This is a genomic window from Streptomyces sp. NBC_00086 (assembly GCF_026343255.1).
In the GTDB taxonomy this organism is placed as follows: domain Bacteria; phylum Actinomycetota; class Actinomycetes; order Streptomycetales; family Streptomycetaceae; genus Streptomyces.
The window spans coordinates 1,387,458-1,411,052 of record NZ_JAPELZ010000001.1 but is presented as its reverse complement, the minus strand read 5'-3'; the positions used below and the strand labels follow the sequence as shown (position 1 = coordinate 1,411,052).

General features: G+C 71.0%; 22 protein-coding genes and 1 tRNA gene. 18 read left to right on the top strand and 5 right to left on the bottom strand.

The genetic code is table 11. From position 1 onward, the window contains the following. The first annotated feature begins 32 nt into the window (after window positions 1-32). The 3 genes from OG276_RS06355 to OG276_RS06345 all read left to right on the top strand — a co-directional run bounded on the left by OG276_RS06355 (window position 33) and on the right by OG276_RS06345 (window position 2,972). Window positions 33-647 (top strand): dihydrofolate reductase family protein, encoded by a 615-nt coding sequence (locus OG276_RS06355; protein ID WP_266903491.1) that lies wholly within the window; start codon window positions 33-35, stop codon window positions 645-647. Window positions 648-811: 164 nt separating this feature from the next. Then, window positions 812-1,732, top strand: a complete 921-nt coding sequence (locus OG276_RS06350) for a DMT family transporter (protein WP_266903490.1) — start codon at window positions 812-814, stop codon at window positions 1,730-1,732. A 55-nt stretch (window positions 1,733-1,787) separates the two neighbouring features. Next, the gene (locus tag OG276_RS06345; RefSeq protein WP_266903489.1) at window positions 1,788-2,972 is read left to right on the top strand and encodes a cytochrome P450; all 1,185 of its coding nucleotides are present in this window, start codon (window positions 1,788-1,790) and stop codon (window positions 2,970-2,972) included. A 53-nt stretch (window positions 2,973-3,025) separates the two neighbouring features. On the opposite strand, the gene OG276_RS06340 is transcribed toward OG276_RS06345, so the two are convergent. Then, a complete protein-coding gene (locus tag OG276_RS06340) occupies window positions 3,026-4,030 on the bottom strand; it encodes a Gfo/Idh/MocA family oxidoreductase (RefSeq protein WP_266903488.1) in 1,005 nt (334 codons plus the stop codon). Window positions 4,031-4,281: 251 nt separating this feature from the next. Between OG276_RS06340 and OG276_RS06335 the strand changes: the two genes are divergently transcribed. From OG276_RS06335 to OG276_RS06300, 8 genes are all read left to right on the top strand, one after another. Beyond that, a complete protein-coding gene (locus OG276_RS06335) occupies window positions 4,282-5,271 on the top strand; it encodes a sugar ABC transporter substrate-binding protein (protein ID WP_266903487.1) in 990 nt (329 codons plus the stop codon). Continuing rightward, window positions 5,268-6,323, top strand: coding sequence for an ABC transporter permease (locus OG276_RS06330; protein ID WP_266903486.1), 1,056 nt, complete (start codon window positions 5,268-5,270; stop codon window positions 6,321-6,323). The genes OG276_RS06335 and OG276_RS06330 overlap by 4 nt, the downstream gene beginning before the upstream one ends. 2 nt (window positions 6,324-6,325) lie before the next feature. Beyond that, entirely contained in the window at window positions 6,326-7,240 is a 915-nt protein-coding gene (locus OG276_RS06325; protein ID WP_266903485.1) for an ATP-binding cassette domain-containing protein, read from the top strand. Window positions 7,241-7,256: 16 nt separating this feature from the next. Beyond that, window positions 7,257-8,420, top strand: coding sequence for an ROK family glucokinase (locus OG276_RS06320; RefSeq protein ID WP_266903484.1), 1,164 nt, complete (start codon window positions 7,257-7,259; stop codon window positions 8,418-8,420). Beyond that, entirely contained in the window at window positions 8,417-9,007 is a 591-nt protein-coding gene (locus tag OG276_RS06315; protein ID WP_266903483.1) for a hypothetical protein, read from the top strand. Before OG276_RS06320 ends, OG276_RS06315 begins: the two co-directional genes overlap by 4 nt. 47 nt (window positions 9,008-9,054) lie before the next feature. Then, a tRNA-Trp gene (locus OG276_RS06310) sits at window positions 9,055-9,129 on the top strand. Between the two features lie 33 nt (window positions 9,130-9,162). Then, complete coding sequence (locus OG276_RS06305; protein ID WP_266903482.1) at window positions 9,163-9,795, top strand: MBL fold metallo-hydrolase; 633 nt, start codon at window positions 9,163-9,165, stop codon at window positions 9,793-9,795. 30 nt (window positions 9,796-9,825) lie between these two features. Next, a complete protein-coding gene (locus OG276_RS06300; protein ID WP_266903481.1) occupies window positions 9,826-10,605 on the top strand; it encodes an exodeoxyribonuclease III in 780 nt (259 codons plus the stop codon). Window positions 10,606-10,651: 46 nt separating this feature from the next. Here the strand turns inward: OG276_RS06300 and OG276_RS06295 are convergent, their stop codons facing one another. Together OG276_RS06295 and OG276_RS06290 are read right to left on the bottom strand one after the other, a co-directional pair. Further along, window positions 10,652-12,091, bottom strand: a complete 1,440-nt coding sequence (locus OG276_RS06295; protein WP_266903480.1) for a hypothetical protein — start codon at window positions 12,089-12,091, stop codon at window positions 10,652-10,654. Next, a complete protein-coding gene (locus OG276_RS06290) occupies window positions 12,088-13,182 on the bottom strand; it encodes a hypothetical protein (RefSeq protein WP_266903479.1) in 1,095 nt (364 codons plus the stop codon). Before OG276_RS06290 ends, OG276_RS06295 begins: the two co-directional genes overlap by 4 nt. 312 nt (window positions 13,183-13,494) lie before the next feature. On the opposite strand from OG276_RS06290, the gene OG276_RS06285 reads away from it, so the two are divergent. The 5 genes from OG276_RS06285 (at window position 13,495) to OG276_RS06265 (ending at window position 17,360) form a co-directional block, all read left to right on the top strand. Continuing rightward, complete coding sequence (locus tag OG276_RS06285) at window positions 13,495-13,935, top strand: DUF6278 family protein (protein ID WP_266903478.1); 441 nt, start codon at window positions 13,495-13,497, stop codon at window positions 13,933-13,935. A 167-nt stretch (window positions 13,936-14,102) separates the two neighbouring features. After that, complete coding sequence (locus OG276_RS06280; RefSeq protein WP_266903477.1) at window positions 14,103-14,846, top strand: amino acid ABC transporter ATP-binding protein; 744 nt, start codon at window positions 14,103-14,105, stop codon at window positions 14,844-14,846. 26 nt (window positions 14,847-14,872) lie between these two features. Continuing rightward, window positions 14,873-15,814, top strand: a complete 942-nt coding sequence (locus tag OG276_RS06275; RefSeq protein ID WP_266912571.1) for a glutamate ABC transporter substrate-binding protein — start codon at window positions 14,873-14,875, stop codon at window positions 15,812-15,814. A 17-nt stretch (window positions 15,815-15,831) separates the two neighbouring features. Beyond that, a complete protein-coding gene (locus OG276_RS06270) occupies window positions 15,832-16,476 on the top strand; it encodes an amino acid ABC transporter permease (RefSeq protein ID WP_266903476.1) in 645 nt (214 codons plus the stop codon). Beyond that, the gene (locus OG276_RS06265; protein ID WP_266903475.1) at window positions 16,473-17,360 is read left to right on the top strand and encodes an amino acid ABC transporter permease; all 888 of its coding nucleotides are present in this window, start codon (window positions 16,473-16,475) and stop codon (window positions 17,358-17,360) included. Before OG276_RS06270 ends, OG276_RS06265 begins: the two co-directional genes overlap by 4 nt. Window positions 17,361-17,410: 50 nt before the next feature. Here the strand turns inward: OG276_RS06265 and OG276_RS06260 are convergent, their stop codons facing one another. Beyond that, on the bottom strand, window positions 17,411-19,009 hold the full coding sequence (locus tag OG276_RS06260; RefSeq protein ID WP_266903474.1) for a CocE/NonD family hydrolase: 1,599 nt from the start codon (window positions 19,007-19,009) through the stop codon (window positions 17,411-17,413). 149 nt (window positions 19,010-19,158) lie between these two features. Beyond that, window positions 19,159-20,373, bottom strand: coding sequence for an Ig-like domain-containing protein (locus OG276_RS06255; RefSeq protein ID WP_266903473.1), 1,215 nt, complete (start codon window positions 20,371-20,373; stop codon window positions 19,159-19,161). 292 nt (window positions 20,374-20,665) lie between these two features. Between OG276_RS06255 and OG276_RS06250 the strand changes: the two genes are divergently transcribed. Further along, the gene (locus OG276_RS06250; protein ID WP_266903472.1) at window positions 20,666-21,775 is read left to right on the top strand and encodes a peptidoglycan bridge formation glycyltransferase FemA/FemB family protein; all 1,110 of its coding nucleotides are present in this window, start codon (window positions 20,666-20,668) and stop codon (window positions 21,773-21,775) included. Window positions 21,776-21,933: 158 nt separating this feature from the next. After that, window positions 21,934-23,556, top strand: coding sequence for a murein biosynthesis integral membrane protein MurJ (gene murJ, locus OG276_RS06245; RefSeq protein ID WP_266912569.1), 1,623 nt, complete (start codon window positions 21,934-21,936; stop codon window positions 23,554-23,556). Window positions 23,557-23,595: the final 39 nt, after the last annotated feature.

Below are 23,595 nucleotides of genomic sequence, written 5' to 3'. Positions count from 1 at the left end.
GACGACGTACCGGAGCCAAGGAGCGCAGAGCCATGGGAAAGCTGACCCTCACCACCTTCCTGACCCTCGACGGTGTGATGCAGGCCCCCGGCGGGCCGGAGGAGGACACCAGCGGCGGGTTCTCGTACGGCGGCTGGCTCGTGCCCTTCGCCGACGAGGGCATGGGGGAGTTCGTCACCGAGGTCTTCGACCGGGCCGGGGCCTTCCTGTTCGGGCGCCGGACCTACGAGATCTTCGCCTCGTACTGGCCGCTGCACGACGACCACGCCGACCCGGTCGCGAGCAGGCTCAACCGGCTGCCCAAGTACGTGGCTTCGACCACGCTCAAGGAGCCCGCCTGGGGCCCCGTCACCGTGATCGACGGGGAGCAGCTGCAGAGCGAGGTCGTACGGGTCAAGGACGCGACCGAGGGGGAGCTGCAGGTGCACGGCAGCGGCGCGCTCGCGCAGTGGCTGCTGGCGCGGGACCTGGTGGACGAGCTGAACCTGCTGGTCTTCCCGGTCTTCCTGGGCGGCGGACGGCGGCTGTTCCCGACGGGCGGGCTGCCGACGGCCTTCGAGCTGAAGGACTCCCGCACCACCTCGGCCGGCACGGCCATCCACACCTACCGGCCGAAGGGGCGCGCCGCGTTCGGCACCTTCGCCTGACGCGGGGCCCCTGGCCTGCGGGTCTACGGATCTGCGGGCCCGCGGGCGGGCGGCGGCGCCCGGGGATCAAAAGGCTCGACCGGCCGATCGCGCTCGGGTAGCTTGGGCTCTTCCCCCGTGCGAGCCGCCGAAGTCTCCACCTGCCTTCTGCCGTTGGAGAACCGGTGTCCACCATCGCCGCCCCCACCCCTGCTCCCGTCGCCTCGCCCCGCAGGGCCTGGCTCGCCGATCTGCCGGTCCTGCTCGTCGCCGTCGTCTGGGGCGGCAGCTACCTCGCCGCCAAGGGCGTCACCACCACGCACACCGTGATCGCGGTGCTCGTCCTGCGCTTCGCGCTGGTCCTGCCCGTCCTCGCCGTCGCCGGCCGCCGGCGGCTGCGCGCGCTCACCCCCGCCCAACTGCGCGGCGCCGGAGCGCTGGGACTCGTACTCGGCGGCATCTTCCTGCTGGAGACCTACGGGGTCGTCCACACCTCCGCCACCAACGCCGGGCTCATCATCAGCCTGACCATGATCTTCACCCCGCTCGCCGAGTCCGCCGTCCGCCGCGAGGCCCCCTCGGCGGCCTTCCTCGGCGCCGCGGCCGTCTCCGTCTGCGGAGTGGTGCTGCTGACCCAGGGGGCGGGGTTCACCACCCCCACCCTCGGTGACCTGCTCATCCTCGGCGCCGCGCTCGCGCGGACGGTGCACGTCCTGCTCATGGCCCGGATCAAGGCCGTGCAGGAGGCGGACTCGCTCTCCCTGACCACCGTCCAGCTCGGGACCGCGGTCGCCGTGTTCGCCGTACTGGCCCTGCTGCCCGGCACCGGCGCGAGCCCCTGGGCGGCCGCCGCCGACTTCGGCGCGGCCGAGTGGGCCGGGCTCGCCTTCCTGTCCGTCTTCTGCACCCTGTTCGCCTTCTTCGTGCAGATGTGGGCCGTCCGGCGCACCTCGCCCTCCCGCGTCAGCCTGCTGCTCGGCACCGAACCCCTGTGGGCCGCGGCCGCGGGCATCGCCATCGGCGGCGAGCGGCTCGGGGCGGCCGGCTTCGCGGGGGTCGCGCTCGTACTCGCGGGTACCGCCTGGGGGCGGCGCGCGGCTGGCTGAGCGAATGGCCGAAACTCGCTCCGGAGTAGATCAACTCCCGCTCTAGGGTGGCCACATGCCGGTCCTGGACCTCAGTACGATCGCCGAAGACTTCAACGAGAACCCGTACCCCCACTACGCGCGCCTGCGCGCCGAGGGGCCCGTTCACCGCGTGAAGGCGGCGGACGGCCAGCAGGTCTGGCTGATCGTCGGTCACCAGGAGGCCCGCCAGGTCCTCACCCACCCCGCGGTGTCCAAGAACTGGCTGACCTCCGGGCTCTACGCCGACCGGGAGCGGACCGAGGCCAGCGCCAACATGATGCGCGCCGACCCGCCGGACCACACCCGGCTGCGCCGGCTGGTCGGCCGCTCCTTCGCCCCCGGCCGGATCGAGACGCTGCGCCCGCGCATCCAGGAGATCGTCGACGGGCTGCTCGACGGGATGGAGGCCCTCCCCGAGCGCCGCGCCGACCTGATTGAAGTCTTCGCCCAGCCACTGCCCATGACCGTGATCTGCGAACTCCTCGGCGTCGCGGAGGCCGACCGCGGCGCCTTCCACGGCTGGATCACCGAGATGGTCTCGCCCACCGGGGTCGAGTCCGAGAACGCGGCCGTGCGCGCCATGACCGCCTACACGGCCGGGCTGGTCGACGCCAAGATCGCCGATCCGGGCGAGGACCTGCTCAGCGACTGGGTGACCAGCCGGGGGGACGGGGGAGACCGGCTCTCCCGGCAGGAACTGGTCGCCATGGCCGTCCTGATGATGGTCGGCGGGCACGAGACCACCGTGCACCTGGTCTCCAACGGGATGCGGGCGCTCCTCACCCACCCCGACCAGCTCGCCGCCCTGCGCGCCGACCCGGGCGGACTGATCGACGGCGCCGTCGAGGAGATCCTGCGCTACGACGGTCCGGTGGAAACGGCCACGTTCCGCTTCGCCGCCACGGACCTGGAGATCGGCGACACCTTCATCGAGGCCGGCTCCGGCATACTCGTCTGCCTCGCCGCGGCGGACCGGGACCCCGCCCGCTTCGACCGCCCCGACGTCTTCGACATCCGCCGCACCTGCCGCGGCGGCCACATCGCCTTCGGACACGGCATCCACCACTGCGTCGCCGCCCCGCTCGGCCGGCTGGAGGGCCGGATCGCGATCCGGTCCCTCGTGGAGCGCTTCCCCCACCTCCGGGAGGAGCCGGCCGTCCTCGAATGGGCGCCCGGGACCCTGGTCCGCGGGACGACCCGGCACCCGGTGAGCTGGTAGCCGGCATGGACGGGACGGGCGGCTTACGCACCCCGGGCATCCGCGCGCGGGCCTCAGAGATCCGCGAGCTCCTCCAGCGCGACCGGGCGCCGCTCCCGCCGCGAGAGCTCGCAGGCCTCCGCCACCCGGAACGCGGCGAGCGCCTCGACGCCGTCGCACGGATTGGGGCCCTCGCCCCGCACCAGCCGGACGAAGGCCGCCAGCTCGGCCTCGTAGGCGGGAGCGAAGCGTTCCAGGAACCCGGGCCACGGCTTGGTCGCCGGGGGCGGTCCCTGCGGTTCGGTGGAGGCGATCGGCGTACGGTCGTCCAGCCCGGTGGAGACCTGGTCCAGCTCCCCGGCCAGCTCCATCCGTACGTCGTACCCGGCGCCGTTGCACCGCGTACCGGTACTGGAGACCAGCGTCCCGTCGTCCAGGGTCAGGACGGCGGAGGCGGTGTCGACGTCGCCCGCCTCCCGGAACCGCGCCGGCCCCGCGTCCGACCCGGTCGCGTACACCTCGCGCACCTCGCGCCCGGTCACCCAGCGGACCATGTCGAAGTCGTGCACCAGGCAGTCCCGGTACAGCCCGCCCGAGGTCCGCAGGTACTCGGCGCTCGGCGGCGCGGGATCCGCGGTCGTGGTCCGTACGGTGTGCAGCCGGCCCAGGGCTCCGGAGCGCACCAGGTCGCGCGCCGTCGTGTAGCCCGCGTCGAAGCGGCGCATGAACCCGATCTGGAGCACCCCGCCGGCCGAGGCCACCTCGCGCAGCACCGCCAGGGTGCGGGCCAGGTCAGGGGCGACCGGCTTCTCGCAGAACACCGGCAGCCCGCCGCGGACCGCCCGTACGACGAGGTCGGCGTGCCCCTCGGTGGCGCAGGACACCACCAGGGCGTCCACGCCCCAGGTGAAGATCTGCTCGACGGTGGGCGCGGCGGTGGCCCCGAGCCGGTCGGCGAGGCGCGCCGCCCGCGCGGGGTCGGCGTCGGCGAGCAGGAGCGAGCTCGCGTCCGCCTGGCGGGCCAGTGCCGACGCGTGGAAGGAACCGATCCGGCCCGTGCCGATGAGCCCGATGCGCATGCACTCAACGTGACCCCGTCCGGGGGAGCTGTCAATCTGTCCCGCTGTGTCCGGCACGGTCCGCAATGGCCCCGATGACCTTGCATGGTGCACTGTGACGGATACTGGGCGGCTGCGACTCGAAAGAAAAGACCGCTCCGGCGAGCGGGTGCCGCGGCGGGACAGCGCCGCCGGGACGGCGCCGGCCGGTACGGCGCGACAAACGAAAGGCACGGGCAGACGTGGCTAGGGTTCGGACAGGGGTACGCCTCGTGGGCGCGGTGCTCGCGGCGGTACTGGGTGCCTCCCTCGTGGGCTGCAGCAGTACGGGCGGCAAGCGCGCCGAGGACCGCGCGAAGGCCGAGGCGGCGGGCCGGCCCGCCGTTTCCACCCCGCGCTGGACCTTCGCGATGGTCACCCACGCGGGAGACGGCGACACCTTCTGGGACATCGTGCAGAAGGGCGCCAAGGAGGCCGCGGCGAAGGACAACATCAACTTCGTCTACGCCCACGACGACCAGGCGCAGCAGCAGGCCCAGTTCGTCCAGAACGCCATCGACCAGAAGGTCGACGGGCTGATCGTCTCCCTGGCCAAGCCCGAGGCGCTCAAGGACGTCCTCGCCAAGGCCGTCAAGGCCGGCATCCCGGTGATCACGGTCAACTCCGGATCCGCCCAGTCCGCCGAGTACGGGGCGCTCACCCACATCGGCCAGGACGAGGAGATCGCCGGCGAGGCGGTCGGCACCGAGCTGGGCAAGCGCGGCCGCAAGAAGGCCGTCTGCGTCCTGCACGAGCAGGGCAACGTGGGTCACGAGCAGCGCTGCGCCGGAGCCAAGAAGACCTTCGGCGAGTCCGGCGGGACCATGGAGAACCTGTACGTCGAGGGCACCAACATGCCGTCCGTCCAGGCCGCCCTCCAGGCCAAGCTCCAGGCCGACCCCTCCGTCGACGCGATCCTCACCCTCGGCGCGCCCTTCGCCCCCACGGCCGTCAAGGCCAAGGACGCGGCGGGCAGCAAGGCCGAGGTCGACACCTTCGACCTGAACGCCTCCGTCGCCCGCGACCTGAAGTCCGGCGCCCTCGGATTCGCCGTCGACCAGCAGCCCTACCTCCAGGGCTACGAGGCCGTCGACCTGCTCTGGCTCTACCGCTACAACGCCGACGTGCTCGGCGGCGGCCGACCGGTGCTCACCGGACCGCAGATCGTCACGGGGACCGAGGCCGCCACCCTGGAGAAGTTCATCAACCGGGGCAGCCGATGACCACCGCCACCAAGACCCCGGCCCCCGCCGCGGGCCCGCGCGACGAGCGGCTCGCACCCACCTCGCTGCTGCGCCGCCTGCTCGGCCGGCCCGAGCTCGGCGCGGTGGTCGGCGCGGCCGCCGTCTTCGTCTTCTTCTCCTTCGCCGCCGACAGCTTCCTGCGGGCCTCCAGCCTCAGCACGATCCTGTACTCGGCCTCCACCATCGGCATCATGGCCGTCCCCGTGGCCCTGCTCATGATCGGCGGCGAGTTCGACCTGTCGGCCGGGGTCATGGTCACCTCGTCGGCGCTGCTCAGCTCGATGTTCAGCTACCAGATGACCGCCAACGTATGGGTCGGCGTCCTCGTATCGCTGCTGGTCACCCTGGGGATCGGGTTCTTCAACGGGTTCATGCTGACCCGCACGAAACTGCCCAGCTTCATCATCACGCTCGGCACCTTCCTGATGCTGACCGGCCTGAACCTCGGCTTCACCAAGCTGATCAGCGGTTCGGTCTCCACCAAGACCATCGCCGACATGGAGGGCTTCCCCTCAGCCCGCGCGCTCTTCGCCTCGCAGTGGACCTTCGGCTCGGTCACCCTCAAGGTCACCATCCTGTGGTGGCTGGTCCTGGTCGCCGTGGCCACCTGGATCCTGCTGCGCACCCGCGCCGGGAACTGGATCTTCGCCGTCGGCGGCGGGGCGGACGCGGCCCGCGCGACCGGCGTGCCCGTCGTGAAGACCCGTATCGGCCTGTACATGGGCGTCGCGCTGTGCGCCTGGATCTCCGGGCAGCACATCCTCTTCTCGTTCGACGTGGTCCAGTCGGGCGAGGGCGTCGGCAACGAGTTCCTCTACATCATCGCGGCCGTCATCGGCGGCTGCCTGATGACCGGCGGCTACGGCTCGGCCATCGGCTCCGCCGTGGGCGCCTTCATCTTCGGCATGACCAGCAACGGCATCGTGTACGCCCAGTGGAACCCGGACTGGTTCAAGTTCTTCCTCGGCGCGATGCTGCTCCTGGCCACGCTGCTCAACGCATGGGTCCGCAAGCGGGCGGAGGCGAAGTGACGATGACCGACACCACCGAGACCGGAGCATCCCCGGCCGACGCCCCCGCCCTGGTGAAGCTGACCGGGGTCAGCAAGTACTACGGCAACATCCGCGCCCTCCAGGACGTCTCCCTGGAGGTCTCGGCCGGCGAGATCACCTGCGTCCTCGGCGACAACGGCGCCGGCAAGTCCACCCTCATCAAGATCATCGCGGGGCTGCACCGGCACGACGCCGGCACCTTCGAGATCGAGGGCGAGGAGACGGTGCTCGCCAACCCGCGCGCCGCCCTCGACCACGGCATCGCCACCGTCTACCAGGACCTCGCCGTGGTCCCGCTCATGCCCGTCTGGCGCAACTTCTTCCTCGGCTCCGAGCCCACCAAGGGCCGCGGCCCCTTCCGCCGCCTCGACGTGGAGCTCATGCGCACCACCACCCGCGCCGAGCTGCTGCGCATGGGCATCGACCTGCGGGACGTGGACCAGCCCATCGGCACCCTGTCCGGCGGCGAGCGCCAGTGCGTGGCCATCGCCCGCGCCGTCCACTTCGGCGCGAAGGTCCTCGTACTCGACGAGCCCACGGCCGCCCTCGGCGTCAAACAGTCCGGGGTGGTCCTCAAGTACGTGGCCGCGGCCCGTGACGCGGGCCTCGGCGTGGTCCTGATCACGCACAATCCCCACCACGCCCACCTGGTCGGAGACCGGTTCGTGCTGCTCAAACGCGGCACCATGGCGGGCAGCCACACCCGCGACTCGATCACCCTGGACGAGCTCACCCGGCAGATGGCGGGCGGCTCCGAGCTCGACGAACTGAGCCACGAACTGGAGCGAGTGGCAGAATCAGGTCCTGACAGCGCATCCGCCACACCATCCGCCACTCCACCGGCCACTCCATCCGATCAGGCATCCGGCCCCACCAAGGGCCCCGCCGCACCATGAGGGACGACACGACTCGATGAGCACGTACCGGGACTTCACGCTCGCCCACCGGGGGGCGGCGCGAGGCACCGTCCTGCGGACCATCGGGACCCGTGAGCGCCGCTCGCACCTGACCGCACCGCGCGTTCCGACCGTCGGCATCGACATCGGCGGCACCAAGGTGATGGCCGGGGTCGTCGACGCCGACGGGGTCATCCTGGAGAAGATCCGGACCGAGACCCCGGACAAGTCCAAGAGCCCCAAGGTGGTCGAGGACACCATCGTCGAGCTGGTCCTGGACCTCTCCGACCGGCACGACGTGCACGCCGTGGGCATCGGGGCCGCCGGATGGGTCGACGCCGACCGCTCCCGCGTCCTGTTCGCCCCGCACCTGGCCTGGCGCGACGAACCGCTGCGCGACGCCCTCCAGTCCCGGCTCGCGGTCCCGGTCATGGTGGACAACGATGCCAACACCGCCGCCTGGGCCGAGTGGCGCTTCGGCGCCGGCCGCGGCGAGGACCACCTCGTCATGATCACCCTGGGCACCGGGATCGGCGGGGCCATCCTCGAAGGCGGCCAGGTCAAGCGCGGCCGCTACGGGGTCGCCGGCGAGTTCGGCCACATGCAGGTGGTCCCCGGGGGCCACCGCTGCCCCTGCGGCAACCGCGGCTGCTGGGAGCAGTACAGCTCCGGCAACGCCCTGGTCCGCGAGGCCCGCGAGCTGGCCGCCGCCGACTCCCCGGTCGCGCACAACCTCATCGCCCGGGTCGGCGGCAACGTCTCCGAGATCACCGGGCCGCTCATCACCGAGCTGGCCCGCGAGGGCGACGCCATGTGCGTCGAGCTGCTCCAGGACATCGGCCAGTGGCTCGGCGTCGGCATCGCCAACCTCGCGGCCGCCCTCGACCCCTCCTGCTTCGTCATCGGCGGCGGCGTCAGCGCCGCCGACGACCTGCTCATCGGCCCCGCCCGCGACGCCTTCCGCCGCCACCTCACCGGCCGCGGCTACCGCCCCGAGGCCCGCATCGCCAAGGCCCAGCTCGGCCCCGAGGCCGGCATGGTCGGCGCCGCCGACCTCTCCCGGCTCGTCGCCCGCCGCTTCCGCCGCGCCACCCGCCGGCGCGTCGAGCGGTACGAGCGCTACGCGCAGTTCGGCCGGCGCGACACCACCACCGGCCCCGAGGACCAGGAACAGCAGTGACCCCGCCCTCCCTGCCCCGCCAGGCCCCGTCCCCGGACGAGCGGCCCGGCGAGCCGGCCCCCACCGAAGACCGCAGACACGTGGTGCGGCGCCGCTGGATCACCGCGATCATCATCCTGCTGCTGGTCGGTGTCCCTGCGGGCTACCTCGCCGTCTCCGCCCAGCAGAGCCGCCAGAGCGGCCGCGACAAGGCCGCCAAGGTCGGCGCCGCCAAGGTGCGCCCCGGCTGGCCGTCCAAGGTGCAGCGCAGCATCTACGAGGTGCCGATCCCGCCGAACGCCTGGCGCGTCGGGTTCCTGGAGACCAACAACTGGCGCACCAGCCGGCTGTACACGCAGTTCGCGGTCGTCCCGGGCGACTTGGACGCCTTCCTTGCCTCCGTCGGCACCAGCCGCGAGGCGCTCACCCCCGGGTCGTCGATCTCCGCGCACGACGCCTCGGTCGCCGGCTGGACCTGGACGCCCGAGATCAAGTGGCTCGGCACCACCCTCGAAGCGGACGACCCGCGCCCCACCCGGGACATCACGGTCGACCTCACGGACCCCCGCGTCTCCAAGGTGTTCGTGGTCTCCACGACCGTGCCGTAGACGCCGGGCGCGCCCCGCCCCCTCACGGATAGGGTGGGGCCGGGGGCGGAGCCGTAGCGCAGAGGTCGTCGCGCGCGGTCTCCAAAATCGCGAGGACGCCGGTTCGAATCCGGTCGGCTCCGCCTTCCCGCCGACCGTCCCGCTAGCCTTCGATCATGAAGCTCACCAAGCGGCTGCACTCCTGCGTCCAGCTGGAGAAGGACGGGCTCGTGCTCGTCATCGACCCGGGCGCCTTCAGCGAAGCGGACGCCGGCCTCGGCGCCGACGCCCTGCTCGTCACCCACGAGCATCCCGACCACTTCGAGGAGGGCCGGCTGCGCGCCGCCCTCGACGCGAACCCGGCGGCGGGGCTGTGGACCCTGCGCAGCGTCGCGGAGAAGCTCGCCCCCGCGTATCCGGGCCGCGTCCACACCGTGGGCCACGGGGACACCTTCACCGCGGCCGGCTTCGACGTCCAGGTGCACGGAGAACTGCACGCCGTGATCCACCCGGACATCCCGCGGGTCACCAACGTCGGCTACCTGGTCGACGGCTCGCTCTTCCACCCCGGCGACGCGCTGACCGTGCCGGACGCCCCCGTCGACACGCTGATGCTCCCGGTGCACGCCCCCTGGAACAAGATCGCCGAGGTCGTCGACTACGTCCGCGCGGTCAAGCCGCGCGTGGCCATCGACATCCACGACGCCTACCTCGCGGACATCGCCCGCCCGGTCTACGACTCCGCCCTGAACGCCCTCGGCGGCTCCCCGCACACCCGACTCACCGCCGGGGACACGGCCGACCTGTGACTGTCGGTGCCGGGCGGTAGGTTGGACGGCATGCGTATCGCCACGTTCAACGTCAACTCGATCACCGCCCGGCTGCCGCGCCTGCTGGCCTGGCTGGAGAGCTCCGGCACCGATGTCGTGTGCATCCAGGAGACCAAGTGCTCCGCGGAGCAGTTCCCGTACGAGGAGCTGCGCGCGCTGGGCTACGAGTCGGCCGTCAACGCCACCGGCCGGTGGAACGGCGTGGCCCTGCTCTCCAAGGTGGGTCTGGAGGACGTGGTCGTGGGGCTGCCCGGCGGGCCCGACTACGAGGGGGTCCAGGAGCCCCGCGCCATCTCCGCCACCTGCGGCGGCGTGCGCGTCTGGTCGGTGTACGTGCCCAACGGGCGCGAGGTCGAGCACGACCACTACGGCTACAAGCTGGACTGGTTCCGGGCCCTGTCCGCCGCCATCGCCGAAGACGCGGCGGGGGAGCGCCCGTTCGCGGTGCTCGGCGACTTCAATGTGGCCCCGACCGACGAGGACGTCTACGACCCGGCGGTCTTCGAGGGCCTGACCCACGTCACCCCGGCCGAGCGGGCCGCCCTGGAGCAGCTGCGGGCGGCCGGGCTCAGCGACGTCTTCCCGCGCGCGCTCAAGTACGACCGCCCGTACACCTTCTGGGACTACCGGATGCTGGCCTTCCCGAAGAACAGGGGCATGCGCATCGACCTGGTCTACGGGAACGAGGCCTTCGCCAAGGCGGTCACCGACTCCTACGTGGACCGCGAGGAGCGCAAGGGCAAGGGTGCCTCCGACCACGCCCCGGTCGTCGTCGACCTGGAGGTCTAGGCCGTCGGCCCGGGCCGGGGCCCGGTGAACCTTTCCGGCCACAGCACTAGCGCTCGTGGAGGTCTTCCTGGTGCGAGGGCTGCAGCTTGGCCGTGCCCGGGCCGAGGAGGAACGGCTTCCCGTGGTCGGACAGGGTCAACTCGGCACGCTCGCCCGTCGGCAGGGTGACGGTCACCTCCACCGTGAACCCGAAGGTGGCCTGCTCGGGGCTGATGACGGCGGAGATCCCGGATGTGCCCGGGCCACCGCCCACGGGTCCCTCCAGGAAGGTGAACTTCTCGTCCACGGCGAGTGGCATCGTCCCGCCGACGCCTTGCTCGGGAGTCCAGTCCGGGTCGTACCTCAGCGAGCCGCTGGGGAACGGACCGAGCGCGTGCAGCGTGTCGGGGTACAGCTTCCGTTGGACGCCCGGCCAGTCGTACGGCGCGTGAGCGTCCACGCCGGCCGGCGCGCAAGAGTAGCGGTAGCGCTGCCCGGCGCCCTCCCGGACCGATGCGAGTCGCACCCGTGCGTCCAGCACGGCCCCCTCCATGCCGCCGGGGCCGCTGATTTCCAGTCGGAGCTCGTGGTCGCCCGCCGGAACGCCCCCGGCCTGCAGCACGGACGCGTACATTCGGCGGCAGCCCACGCCACGCAGGGCCGCCTCGGTTCCGAACGTGTGCGCCGGGTCTTGCGGCGTGTCGGACTCCGCCTCCCAGCTCTCGGGTTTCGGCAGCAGCATGGCGGCCGCGGAGATCCCGGCCGTCATCGGCCGTGGGTCGCCGAGGGCCCGGGACAACGGGCGCGGGCCATGGAGCTCCTCGTCGGCGGGTGTGGCCAGCGGGGTCGTGACCGGTGGTGCCAGGGTGAAGGGCCGGCCGTCGTCGTCCACGCGTACGGTGACCTGTCTGCCGTCTTCCTCCACGTCCAGTTCGAGCCACCAGGCGCAGGTGCAGGAGGCCGTCGTGACGCTGACCAAGCCGGTGGCCGAACCACCGGCCCGGACGGGGAGCGTGGTGCTCTGGCTGGTGGCCCCGGCGTCCAGCGAGAAGCGGACCGGAGACACGGATTTGAGGTCGTACTTGGTCGGACCCGGCAGCCGTTCTCCGTAGTTGCCCGCGCAGCCGACGTCGTCCCCGCGCGGGACGGGCAGCCGCAGCCCCTTGACCACCCGGATCCCGCGCACCACCACGGCGTGTGAGGAGGGAGCACCGACGACGTAGGCGACCGTGGCCTGCCCGCGGGGCACGGCCCGCGATTCGGAGGCCCACCGGAACAGGGGGAGGCAGCCCAGCGCGTCGCGCACCAGCGCGGCCGGCGGCTGCCGGCCGGGCTTGGGCAGGGTCGCGGTCCAGGGATCCCTCAGCAGGGCCATACCGGTCGCCTGGACACCCGAGGCCGGAGGAACGGGGAACCGTGCGCGCAGCACGGTGACGGTGAGGACCGAGCACAGCGTGAGGACGAGGACGAAGGCGGTCACCGCGGCCGCGGAGCGGGCCCTCGTCATCCCGTGGCCTCCGCGGTCTTGGGGGAAGCGGCCACCCACCCGTGGAGGTTCAAGTTGCAGCGGAATCCCGTTTGCCATGTCGGGATCCCCTGGGCGAGGGCGAACGGACGTCCGTTGTGGTCCACGATGAGGTGCTGCGGCCCCGCTTTCCCCTCCTGCATGTAGGTGACGTCGAGCACGAACTCGTAGGTGACGGCCGGGCCCGTCACGTCGCCCGCCTTGACCTCGATGTCGAAGTGGGCCGGTTCGCCCTGGGCCGCGACCTGGGCCGGGGTGGTGGCCGGGTACTGCCTGGTCGGGCCGTCTTCGGAATCCCGCTCGACAGCGGGCTGCTCGGGGTGGGTCAGGTCGAGGAGCACCCGGCTGATCTCGGCGGCGCCCTCGGGTCCACCGCAGTGGTAGAGAGGGCCGTCGGGTGCGGGGTGCTTGCGCTCGATCCGGGCGCGCAAGGAGGTGATCGTGGCGGGTGCCCGGGTGAAGTTCGTGAGGATCAAGCGGACCCGCATCATGCCCGCGTTGACACCGCCTTCGTCGACCATGCGGTCGAGCGAGGCCGAGGGATCGTTGTAGAGGAAGGGGCTCTTCTCGTACGTGGACCCGGGCGCGGAGCGCACCAGGTGATGCTCGCTCGGCAGGTCCCACCAGATGTCGGTGCCGGCGCTGATCTTGGGTGCGCCGGGCGGTGGTTCGCTCGCCGACCAGATGTCGAGGTACGCGGACACGAGCGCGGCGACGAAGGCGCTGAGCACTACTCCGGCGGCGGCCAGCAGCACCGTCCCGAGCCGTCCCCGCGACCAGGTGGCGAGCGACCTCCGCTCCGGCTCGGCCTCGGGCTCGGGCTCGGCCTCGGGCTCCGGCTCGGCGTCGGGCTCGGCTCCCGTGCCGGGCTCCGAGTCGGGCTCGCCCTCGGGCTCGGCTTCGGCTGCGTCCTCGGTCCCGGGCTCCGCCGGTTCCGCGTCCCCGGTGGGGGCTGCCTCGGCCGCGGCCGGTTCCGGCTCGGCGACGGGTTCCGGCGCCGGCTCCGGACCGGTCTGCGCCTCGGTGGCGCTCGCTGGAATCAACGGATTCTGTTCGCCGCGCGTTTGCGTCATGGCTCCCCCAAGCCTTGGCCCTGCGCACACCCCGCTGTCCTCCGGGGTGTCGCCATGGTGCGGCACCCCCGGCCGTGGGCAGAGTCGAAAAGCAGCCGGATCCGGGAAACGGGCGGCGTATTTCCGCCCCTGTACGGCGGACCGGGTACGGCGGGCAGGGTACGGCGGACACCGCCGATGATCAGCGGTGCGGCGGCGCCGTGCTCCCGGCCCCGCGGGTGCGTCGTCGTCGCGCGCGGATTGTGCCCACGGCCTGTGGTCCTTCAGGCGCGTCCTATGGCCCGTCGCGGATCCGGGTGTCAGGCTGGCACCATGAACATCCCTTTCCTGGCCAACTGGATCAATCGACACGAAACGGAACCGGGTGCGGGACTCGCCGCGGCCCTCGCGGACGACCCCGAGGGCATCAACGAGATGTTCGCGGAATGCGAGATGCTGCGCGCCCAGGCGCGCTCGGCCGGGCTCGAACTCGACGAGAGCCCGCGCTCGTTGGAGGACATCGACCAGCTGATGCCGCGCTGGCGCCGGGATCCGGAGATCACCCCGTGGCTCGGCAACGACGCGGGCTTCTACCTCGGAACGGTGATCGTCCGCTCCGTTCCGGGCGCCGCCTGGCAGGTGTGGCCCAACGGCCAGCCGATGATCAGGCTGGCCTCGGGCCGCGAGCTGAACGTGGTCGAGTCGGGGGTGTCCTGGGCGATGACGGGATCCCCCGAGCTCAGCCAGGCCTACGCCGAGGCCTCGGAAGGCTGAGCTGCCGCGCAAGAGGGCCGAGCTGTCACGTAAGAGGGCCGAGCTGCCACGTAAGGCTGACCTCGCTGGCCTTTATGCGGCTTTTAGGCGTGTCGCGGTGAAGTGCCCTTCCGCGGCTGGATAGTTTGCGCTGACCTCGACACACCGACAAGTGGGCAGGGCAGCGGATGGCCGTCGATCCGTTGATCGAGCTGCGGGACGTCAACAAGCACTTCGGACAACTGCACGTCCTCCAGGACATCAACCTCACCGTCGGCCGCGGGGAGGTGGTGGTGGTCATCGGCCCCTCCGGCTCCGGCAAATCGACCCTGTGCCGGGCGATCAACCGGCTGGAAACCATCGAGTCGGGCACGATCACGCTCGACGGGAAACCGCTGCCGGCCGAGGGTAAGGAGCTCGCCGCCCTCCGGGCGGACGTGGGGATGGTTTTCCAGTCCTTCAACCTCTTCGCGCACAAGACGGTCCTCGCCAACGTCTCCCTCGCCCAGATCAAGGTCAGGAAGCGCAAGAAGGAGGAGGCCGACAAGCGCTCCCGCGAGCTGCTGGAGCGGGTGGGCCTCGCGGACCAGGCCGAGAAGTTCCCCGCCCAGCTCTCCGGCGGCCAGCAGCAGCGCGTGGCCATCGCCCGCGCCCTCGCCATGAACCCCAAGGCCCTCCTCTTCGACGAGCCCACCTCCGCGCTCGACCCGGAGATGATCAACGAGGTGCTGGAGGTCATGCAGCAGCTCGCCGCGGAGGGCATGACCATGGTCGTGGTCACCCACGAGATGGGCTTCGCCCGCTCCGCCGCCAACCGCGTCGTGTTCATGGCCGACGGGAAGATCGTCGAGGACCGGACCCCGGAGGCCTTCTTCACCGCCCCCGAGAGCGACCGGGCCAAGGACTTCCTCTCCAAGATCCTCAAGCACTGAGGGGCGGCCCGATGAGACAGCTTCCGATGAAGGCCGCGGGTGCCCGGGCGAAAGCCCCGCGCACCCGGGTCCTGCCCGCCCTCGCCGCCGCCCTCGTCCTGCTGGGCGCCCTCGCAGGCTGCGGCAAGTCCGGCAGTCCGCCGGTCAAGGGCCCGCAGCCCGAGGACCTGCCCGTCTACCAGGTCAGGGCCGGCTTCCAGCTGCCGGACTCCCCGACCTGGGAGAAGGCCAAGAAGCGCGGCCGTCTCGTGGTCGGCGCCAAGGAGGACCAGCCGTACATGGGGGAGAAGGACCCCGCGAGCGGCCGCTACTCCGGCTTCGACATCGAGATCGCCAAGATGATGTCCGCCTCGCTCGGCTTCGACCCCAAGACGATCGAGTTCAAGACCATCGCCTCCGCCAACCGCGAGACGGCCCTGCAGAACGGCCAGATCGACTACTACGTCGGCACCTACACGATCAACGACAACCGCAAGAAGCAGGTCGGCTTCGCCGGCCCCTACTTCATGGCCGGCCAGTCCCTGCTCGTGCGCAAGGGGGAGACCGAGATCAAGGGTCCCGAGGACCTCGACGGCAAGAAGGTCTGCTCGGCCGCCGGCTCCACCCCCTACCAGCGGCTCCAGAAGGAGTTCCCGCGGGCCGTCCTCGTCGCCTACGACACGTACTCGGTCTGCGTGGACAACCTGCTGACCTACCAGGTCGACGCCGTCTCCACCGACGATTCCATCCTCCTCGGCTACGCGGCCAAGGTCCCCGAGGAGCTCAAGGTGGTCGGCAAGCCCTTCTCCGAGGAGCCCTACGGCATCGGCGTCCCGCGCTCCGACAACGCGCTGCGCTTCGCCCTCGACGACGCGCTCGCCGCGAACGAGAAGAACGGCAACTGGAAGAAGGCCTACGAGGCCACGCTCGGCCTCTCCGGCCAGCCCGCGCCCTCGCCGCCCGCCATCGACCGCTACCCGGCGAGCTGAGGGGAGAGCGCACCGCCATGGACGTACTCACCGACAACTTCTCGCTCTACGGGAAGGGCTTCCTCGGCACCGTGGAACTCACGGTCTACGCCTCCCTCCTGGCCCTGGTCCTCGGATTCCTGATGGCCTCCTTCCGCGTCGCCCCCGTCGGCTCCTTCCGGGTCTTCGGCACCGTCTGGGTGACCATCCTGCGCAACACCCCGCTCACCCTGCTCTTCTTCGCCGTCCTGCTCGGCCTGCCCCGCTTCGGCCTGGTCCTGCCCTTCCAGCTCTTCGCCGTGCTGGCCCTGGGCTGCTACACCTCGGCCTTCATCTGCGAGGTCCTGCGCTCCGGCATCAACACCGTGCCCAAGGGCCAGGGCGAGGCGGCCCGCAGCCTCGGCATGTCCTTCGGACAGACGCTGGGCACGGTCGTACTGCCGCAGGCCTTCCGGTCCGTCATCCCGCCCATCGGCTCCACGCTCATCGCGCTCGCCAAGAACTCGGCGATCGCCGGGGCCTTCAGCGTCACCGAGCTGCTGGGCACGTACAAGACCCTCAACGAGCTGGGCTACAGCATCATCTGGACCTTCGTCTGGATCGCGGTGGGCTACCTGATCATCACCCTGTCCATCAGCGCGCTGTTCAACGTGCTCGAAAAGCGCTACGGAGTCGCCCGATGACCGCGCACGCGCTCCACGGTGACCTGGAGTCCACCGCCCTCTACGACCTGCCGGGTCCGCGCGCCCGGCGCCGCCACTTCTTCTACGGGATCGCCTCGACGGCCGTCATCCTCGGACTGATCGGCTGGCTGCTCTACCTGCTCTTCGACACGAACCAGTTCACCGCCGCCAAGTGGAGCCCCTTCGCCTACACGGGCATCCAGGAGCTGCTGCTCAAGGGGCTCTGGAACACCCTCAAGGCCTTCGCCTACGCCTCGGTGCTCTCGCTCGCGCTCGGCGCCGTCCTCGCGACGGGCCGGCTCTCGGTCCACCGGCCGGTGCGCTGGCTGTCCACGCTGTGCGTGGAGTTCTTCCGGGCCATGCCGGTGCTGGTGATGATCTTCTTCATCTTCGTCGCGCTCAAGGTCCAGCCGCTGCCCGCGCTGGTCGCCGGACTGACCCTGTACAACGGCTCGGTGCTGGCCGAGGTCTTCCGGACGGGCATCAACTCGGTGGCGAAGGGCCAGCGCGAGGCCGCGTACGCCCTGGGCATGCGCAAGACCCAGGTGATGACCTACATCCTGGCCCCGCAGGGGGTCCGGGCGATGCTGCCCACGATCATCAGTCAGCTCGTGGTCGCGCTGAAGGACACCTCGCTCGGCTACCTGATCACCTACGAGGAGTTCCTGCACGCGGGCAAGCTGATCGCCTCCAACCTCGACTACGACCTGCCCTTCATCCCCGTCGTGATGATCATCTCCCCGATCTACATCGGGATGTGCATGCTCCTGTCCTGGTTCGCCACCTGGGTGGCCCGGCGCGAGCGGCGCAACCCCAAGACCAAGGCGGTCGACATCGACATCGACGTGGCCGACCCCGGAACGGCGCTGCCGGGCCGGATCTGACCCGGAGGGCGTACCCCCAGAGCCACACCCGGCCCGGCAGCAGCCGCGGATCACTGCTCGCGCAGCGGCACCGAGACGTACGAGGGATCGGTGCGCGGCGAGGAGAAGGTCAGCTGCCCGCCGGTCGGGTTGTGCTCGATGTACAGCGGGTCGACGGTGTCGACGACGACCGCGAGACGGTGCCCGGCCGGGACGTCGTAGGCGGTGGAGAAGAGTTCCAGGTCCACGCCGAAGGACTGGCCGGCCGGCTTCCCGTGGAAGGTGTACGGGGCGTTGCTGATCAGCTTTCCGATGCCGAGCGGGCCCACGTCGTAGAGGTAGGCGACGAAGGTGCCGTCGGACTTCGAGGGCGTGACGGTGGTGTGCAGCTTGACCGTGCCCCGGACGCGGCGCTCCTCTGCGTAGCGCGGCGACTGCCAGACGGCGGCGAAGGCGCGGGGGAGCAGCGGGATGGAGGCGGTGGGGGGTGCCTGGGCGATCTGGTCGAGCAGGCTGGAGAGCATGATGATCCCGCCGTTGGCGCCGGAGTCGATGCCGGTGAAGAGGTGCTCGCTGTCGGAGAGCATCAGCTTCAGGGCGCCACCGTCGCCGACCGACTTCCAGTCGGCGTAGCCCTCGTAACCGCCGTCACTGCGGGGCTTGATCTGGACGGGGGCCTCGGCGTCGACGCCGTTGGCCGCGCCCTTGAGGTAGCGGTCGAACCAGCGGTGGGCGTTGGTCCAGGTGTCGTTGGGCAGTCCGAGGAGACCGGTGGCCTCGGCGGTGGCGTGATCGCCTGGGCGGAACTCCAGGCGCTTGGGGCCGGTCAGCTTCTCGAAGAACTTCGCGTACTGGTTGGGCGGGAAGATGGTGTCGCCCCAGGCGTTGCCGAGCATGATCGCGGCGCCGTTGGCGTTGATCGCGTCCACCTTCTCGGCGGCGGAGCGCTTCTTGCCCCACTCGATCATCTGCGGCTCCCGGTCCAGCTTCGAGCCGAGGAAGTCGCCGAGGATCTGCTGGAGTTCGGGGCCGGGGCGCCCCGTGAGGAATCCGGCGCCGCCGAGCAGGGCTGCGGCCTGGAGGTGCTGGGTGCGGCCGGAGTAGATGGACTCGATGAGATCGGCCCAGCCGCTGAGCGCGACCACGGCCTTGATGCGGGGATCGCTCGCGGAGGCCAGCAGGCTGATGCCCGCGCCGTAGGAGACCCCGCCCGTGCCGATGTGCGCGGCGTCGGCCGGGGTGTTCGCGAGCGCCCAGTCGATGACGGCGGAGACGTCGGCGATGTCCTTCGGGCCCGCGGTCTCGATCTCGCCGCCGGAGAGCCAGAAGCCGCGGGAGGTGTAACTGACCACGATGTAACCGGAGTCGGCGAGCTTCTTGGCCTGGGCGATGTATTCGATCTGCGGCATGCCCCAGCTGGTCGGCAACACGATCAGCGGGTATTTCGCCCCGGCCCCGGCGCCCGCCGGGGTGAAGACGTTGCCCTTGAGGGTGATGCCGCCGGAGCCGGGGATGTCGTGGAAGGTGATCCCCGAAGAGGCCGCCGAGACGGCGGTGGTCGTACGGGCGGGAGCCGCCTGGGCCTGATGGGGGGCCAGGCCCAGGGCGGCTGCTGCCAGTACGGCTGCCATGGCAGTCGCGGTGCTGGTGGTGCGGACGGTGCGGACCATCGATCGCTCCTCGCGTGTGCCGGGGGTGTCAAAGTGACCCGACGGTAACGGGAGGGGCTTACCGGAAGTAACCCGTGAGTAAGTTACGTGCCGGTAACGATTGAACGATGGTCAACTCGGCGGGGGAGGCGGTCTCGGCCCGGCGGCTTTCAGCCGACCTGCGGGGTGCCGGCCACGGCGCTCTTGGCCTGCCACTGCTCCCAGGTCAGGTTCCACTCGCCGTAGCCGTTGCCGACGTCCGGGTTGCCCTTGGAACCCTGGCCCACGACCTCGAAGGGGTCGCCGACCTGGGCCGATCCGAAGAACGTCTTGGCGTTCTCGTCGCTCATCCCCACACAGCCGGAACTGGTGTTGGCGCGGCCGAAGTTGGCGGTGTTCCACGGGGCGGCGTGCACGTACATGCCCGACCAGGTCAGCCGGATCGAGTAGTCGACCATCTTGTCGTAGGAGTCGCCCAGGCCCACCGTCTGGGAATCCATCCGGATGGTGCCCTCCTTGGCCATCATCACCATCTTGCCGTCCCAGGAGGCCTTCTTGCCGCCGGGAGTTCCGGCCGAGATCGGGATGGTGCCGGCCGCCTGGCCGTCCTCGGTGACCGACATCTTCTTCGTGTCGAGGTTCACCTTGATCAGGCGCTCCTTGCCGATCTTGAACTCGGTGCTGTAGTCCTTGACGAACATCCCGCCGCCGGCGCCGGAGTCGACGCCGTTCAGGTTCATCTGGACCTTCACGTCGGTGCCGGACTTCCAGTACTCCTTGGGCCGCCAGTCCACCCGGTCCTTGCCCGAGTAGTCCGTGATCCAGCCCCAGGAACCCTCGGTGTTGTTCGAGGTGGTGACCTTCAGCTGCTTCTCGACGGCCGCCTTGTCCTTCACCGGGTTGTCGAAGACGATCGAGACCGGCATGGCCACACCCACGGTGCTGCCCTTGGATATGTTGATCGAGACCTTGTTCACCTTGTCGGGGGCCGAGGTCTTGAAGGTCGTGGTCGCGCTCTGGCTGTCGGTGTTCTGCGCATCGACCTTGTACTCGGCCGAGGGCAGGGCGTTGCCCTGCGAGGTCCAGGTCTTCCCGTCGGCGGATATCTGCCCGGCCAGCTCCCCGCCCTTGGCGTCCGTCACCTTCACCGTCGCGAGCTTGCCCTCGGCGATCGTCACGGTCACCGGCGCCCCTGCCTTCACCTGGTCGCCGGTGAGGTTCACCGAGACCGCCATGGCCGGCTTCTCCTTCATCTCCGCCTTGGCTCCGCCACCCGCGGTGGCGCCGCCGCCCCCGCAGGCGGCGAGCGAGGCGGCCAGCAATGCGGTACCGGCCGCGATGGCGGTACGGCTGCGTACAGAGAAGACCCGGCGTGTGCGGCTCAACGAAAACCCCTCCGAAGTAATGATCGTCCGCAAAAGAAGATGCGAACGGAACGACTCTAGGTTGCGGGAGATCAGGAAAACTTCAGGATTTCCCATGTGACATGGACCGCAGCGATACGGTCATCGTCCGGTCACAATCGGCGGACACCGCCGTCACGGTCACCTGTGAGAGTCCTGTGCATCCACCGATTTGGGCGTACAGGACGTACAGGAAGGCCGGTCAGCCGTGTGTGCACTGCTCGTGACCCCCACCCAGCCGCACCAGACCCGAAGCCGGGACAGGGAGCTCACCGTGCGCTCGCTGTCCGAAGCGGAATACCAGGCATTCCTTTCCGGGAACGGCCGGGCCAGTTTTCTCCAGTACCCGTCCTGGGGTGGCGTAAAGGACCTTTGGCGCTCGGAAAGGGTCGGATGGCACTATCCCGGCGGTGAAATAGAGGGAGCCGGTCTCGTTCTCTACCGTCAATTCCCGGGCACCCGCAAATACTTCGCCTACCTCCCCGAGGGACCCGTCGCCGACTGGGCCGACCCCGACATCGACCGCTGGCTGACCCCCCTCAAGAACCACCTCAAGGCCTCCGGCGCCTTCGCCGTGCGCATCGGGCCCACCCCCGCCTACCGCCGCTGGGACGCGGCCACCGCCAAGGCGGGCACCGGCCCGGGCCGGCAGATCTCCGACGTGCTCGCCACCGAGGTGGACCCGGTCGGCGCCGCGCTCGCCGACCGGCTGCGCACCCGCGGCTGGAAGCGCTGCGGAGGCGAGGACGACGGCGACGCCCAGCCCCGCCACGTCTTTCGCGTACCGCTCGCCGGGCGCACCCGCGACGAACTGTGGTCGGGCCTGAACCAGGAGTGGCGGCGCAATGTGCGCAAGGCCACCAAGGCGGGTGTCGAGACCGTCGTCGGCACCGCGGCGGACCTGCCCGAGTTCTACCGGCTGCTGCGCATCACCGAGGAGCGCGACGGCTTCAGGCTCGGCCGCTCGCTGGCGTACTACCAGCAGCAGTACGAGGTCCTGAACGCCGAGGAACCCGGCCGCATGCGCCTCTACCTGGGCGTTCACCAGGGCGAGATCCTCGCCGCGCACACCATGATCGTGGCCGGCAGCCGGGTCTGGTACCAGACCGGTGCTTCCGCCGACCACCGCCGCGAGGTCCGCCCCAGCAACGCCCTGCAGTGGCGCATGATGTGTGACGCACATGCACTCGGAGCGGACGAATACGACATGCGCGGGGTACCCTCCACCCTCGACCCCGACGAACGTTCCTTCGGGCTGCTGCGCTGGAAGCTCGGCACCGGCGGACAGGTCGTCGAAACCCTCGGCGAGTGGGAGACCTCCATGGACGGATACGCCAACACGGCCCTCTACAAGGCGTTCCAGGCGTACATGGCCCGCCGGTGACCCTCGCAGACCCCAGAGCGGCCGGCACCCCGGCCGCGCAGGACACCCCCGCCGCGCAGGACACCCCCGCCGCGCAGGACACCCCGGCCCCGCAGGACACCGCCGCCGAGGCCGCGACAGGGCCCGCCGCCGACCGCGCAGCACCGAAGAAGACCTCGGTGCTGCGCAGCGGCGCGCTCATGGCCGCCGGCTCGATCGTCTCCCGCGCCACCGGCTTCGTCCGCTCCGCCGTGATCGTCGCCGCGCTGGGCACCACCCTGCTCGGCGACGGCTACGCGGTCGCCAACACCGTCCCGAACATCCTGTACATCCTGCTCATCGGCGGCGCCCTCAACGCGGTCTTCGTCCCCGAGCTGGTCCGCGCCGCCAAGGAGCACGAGGACGGCGGCGCCGCCTACACCGACCGGCTGCTCACCGTCTGCACGGCCGCGCTGCTGGTCCTGACCGCCACCGCCGTACTGGCCGCCCCGCTCATCGTCTCGGCGTACACCGGCTACAGCGGCGGCCAGGAGTCCACCACCGTGGCCCTGGCCCGCTACTGCCTCCCCCAGATCCTCTTCTACGGGCTGTTCACCCTGCTCGGGCAAGTGCTCAACGCCCGCGGCCGGTTCGGGGCCATGATGTGGACCCCGGTCCTCAACAACCTCGTCGTCATCGCCGTGTTCGGGCTCTTCCTGTACGTCTCCCACGGCGCGACGGACGGCCTGAGCGCCTCCGAGACCCGGCTGCTGGGCATCGGCACCACCGCCGGCATCGTCGTGCAGGCCCTCGGCCTGATCCCCTCGCTGCGCGCCGCCCGCTTCCGCTGGCGCCCCCGCTTCGACTGGCGCGGCAGCGGGCTGGCCCGCCCGCTGCGCAACGCGGGCTGGCTCGTCCTGCTCGTCCTGACCAACCAGATCGCGTACTGGGTCGTCACCCGGCTCTCCACCGCCACCGGGCAGCGCGCCGTCGACGCGGGCCTCGCGGGCGGCGCCGGCTACACCGCCTACAGCAACGCCTACCTGCTGTGGATGGTCCCGCAGGGCATCATCACCGTCTCCCTCGTCACCGCCCTCATGCCCCGGATGAGCTCCTCCGCCACCGACGGCGACCTCGGGGCCGTGCGCAGGGACGTCTCCTACGCGCTGCGCTCCAGCGCGGCCTTGGTCGTCCCCGCCGCCGCGCTCTTCACCGCCCTCGCCCCCTGGGTGATCGGCAGCGTCTTCGAGTACGGCCGCACCGGCCCCGCCGACGTGGCCGTCATGGCCGGCATGCTCGCGGCCTTCGCACCCGGCCTGATCGCCTACTCCGCGCAGTACGTGCTCTCCCGCGGCTTCTACGCCCTCTCCGACACCCGGACCCCCTTCTTCCTCAACCTCACCATCGCCGCCCTCAACGCCGGGCTCTCGCTCGCCGCGTACCTGGTGCTGCCGCCGCGCTGGGCCGTCACCGGCATGGCCGCTGCCTGCTCGATCGCCTTCACCGCGGGCGCGGCCCTCACGGCGTACGTCCTGTCCCGGCGGCTCGGGCCGCGCACGGGGACCCGTACGCAGCGCAAGAACACCGCCGTACGGACCCACTTGCGGCTCCTCGCCGCCTGCACCCCGGCGGCCGCCGCCGGGTACGCGGCCGCACGCTCCGTCGACCGGTTCGGGCACCTCTCCGGGCCCCTCGGGAACTTCGCCGGAGTCGCGGCGGGAACCGCGGTGATCGTTCTCGTCGTCCTACTCCTCGCCCGCCCCCTGCGGCTCACGGAGATCACCGACCTGCTGGACTCCGTACGCCGCAAGACCGGCCGATAGGACAGGCCCGCGACCGGCCGTCCCCGGCCGGACCCGCTG

Coding starts and splice junctions, on each gene's coding strand:
- OG276_RS06355 (WP_266903491.1), top strand. CDS start 33: ATGGGAAAGCTGACCCTCACCACCTTCCTGACCCTCGACGGTGTGATG.
- OG276_RS06345 (WP_266903489.1), top strand. CDS start 1,788: ATGCCGGTCCTGGACCTCAGTACGATCGCCGAAGACTTCAACGAGAAC.
- OG276_RS06340 (WP_266903488.1), bottom strand. CDS start 4,030: ATGCGCATCGGGCTCATCGGCACGGGCCGGATCGGTTCCTTCCACGCG.
- OG276_RS06330 (WP_266903486.1), top strand. CDS start 5,268: ATGACCACCGCCACCAAGACCCCGGCCCCCGCCGCGGGCCCGCGCGAC.
- OG276_RS06325 (WP_266903485.1), top strand. CDS start 6,326: ATGACCGACACCACCGAGACCGGAGCATCCCCGGCCGACGCCCCCGCC.
- OG276_RS06320 (WP_266903484.1), top strand. CDS start 7,257: ATGAGCACGTACCGGGACTTCACGCTCGCCCACCGGGGGGCGGCGCGA.
- OG276_RS06305 (WP_266903482.1), top strand. CDS start 9,163: ATGAAGCTCACCAAGCGGCTGCACTCCTGCGTCCAGCTGGAGAAGGAC.
- OG276_RS06300 (WP_266903481.1), top strand. CDS start 9,826: ATGCGTATCGCCACGTTCAACGTCAACTCGATCACCGCCCGGCTGCCG.
- OG276_RS06295 (WP_266903480.1), bottom strand. CDS start 12,091: ATGACGAGGGCCCGCTCCGCGGCCGCGGTGACCGCCTTCGTCCTCGTC.
- OG276_RS06290 (WP_266903479.1), bottom strand. CDS start 13,182: ATGACGCAAACGCGCGGCGAACAGAATCCGTTGATTCCAGCGAGCGCC.
- OG276_RS06285 (WP_266903478.1), top strand. CDS start 13,495: ATGAACATCCCTTTCCTGGCCAACTGGATCAATCGACACGAAACGGAA.
- OG276_RS06280 (WP_266903477.1), top strand. CDS start 14,103: ATGGCCGTCGATCCGTTGATCGAGCTGCGGGACGTCAACAAGCACTTC.
- OG276_RS06275 (WP_266912571.1), top strand. CDS start 14,873: ATGAAGGCCGCGGGTGCCCGGGCGAAAGCCCCGCGCACCCGGGTCCTG.
- OG276_RS06270 (WP_266903476.1), top strand. CDS start 15,832: ATGGACGTACTCACCGACAACTTCTCGCTCTACGGGAAGGGCTTCCTC.
- OG276_RS06265 (WP_266903475.1), top strand. CDS start 16,473: ATGACCGCGCACGCGCTCCACGGTGACCTGGAGTCCACCGCCCTCTAC.
- OG276_RS06260 (WP_266903474.1), bottom strand. CDS start 19,009: ATGGTCCGCACCGTCCGCACCACCAGCACCGCGACTGCCATGGCAGCC.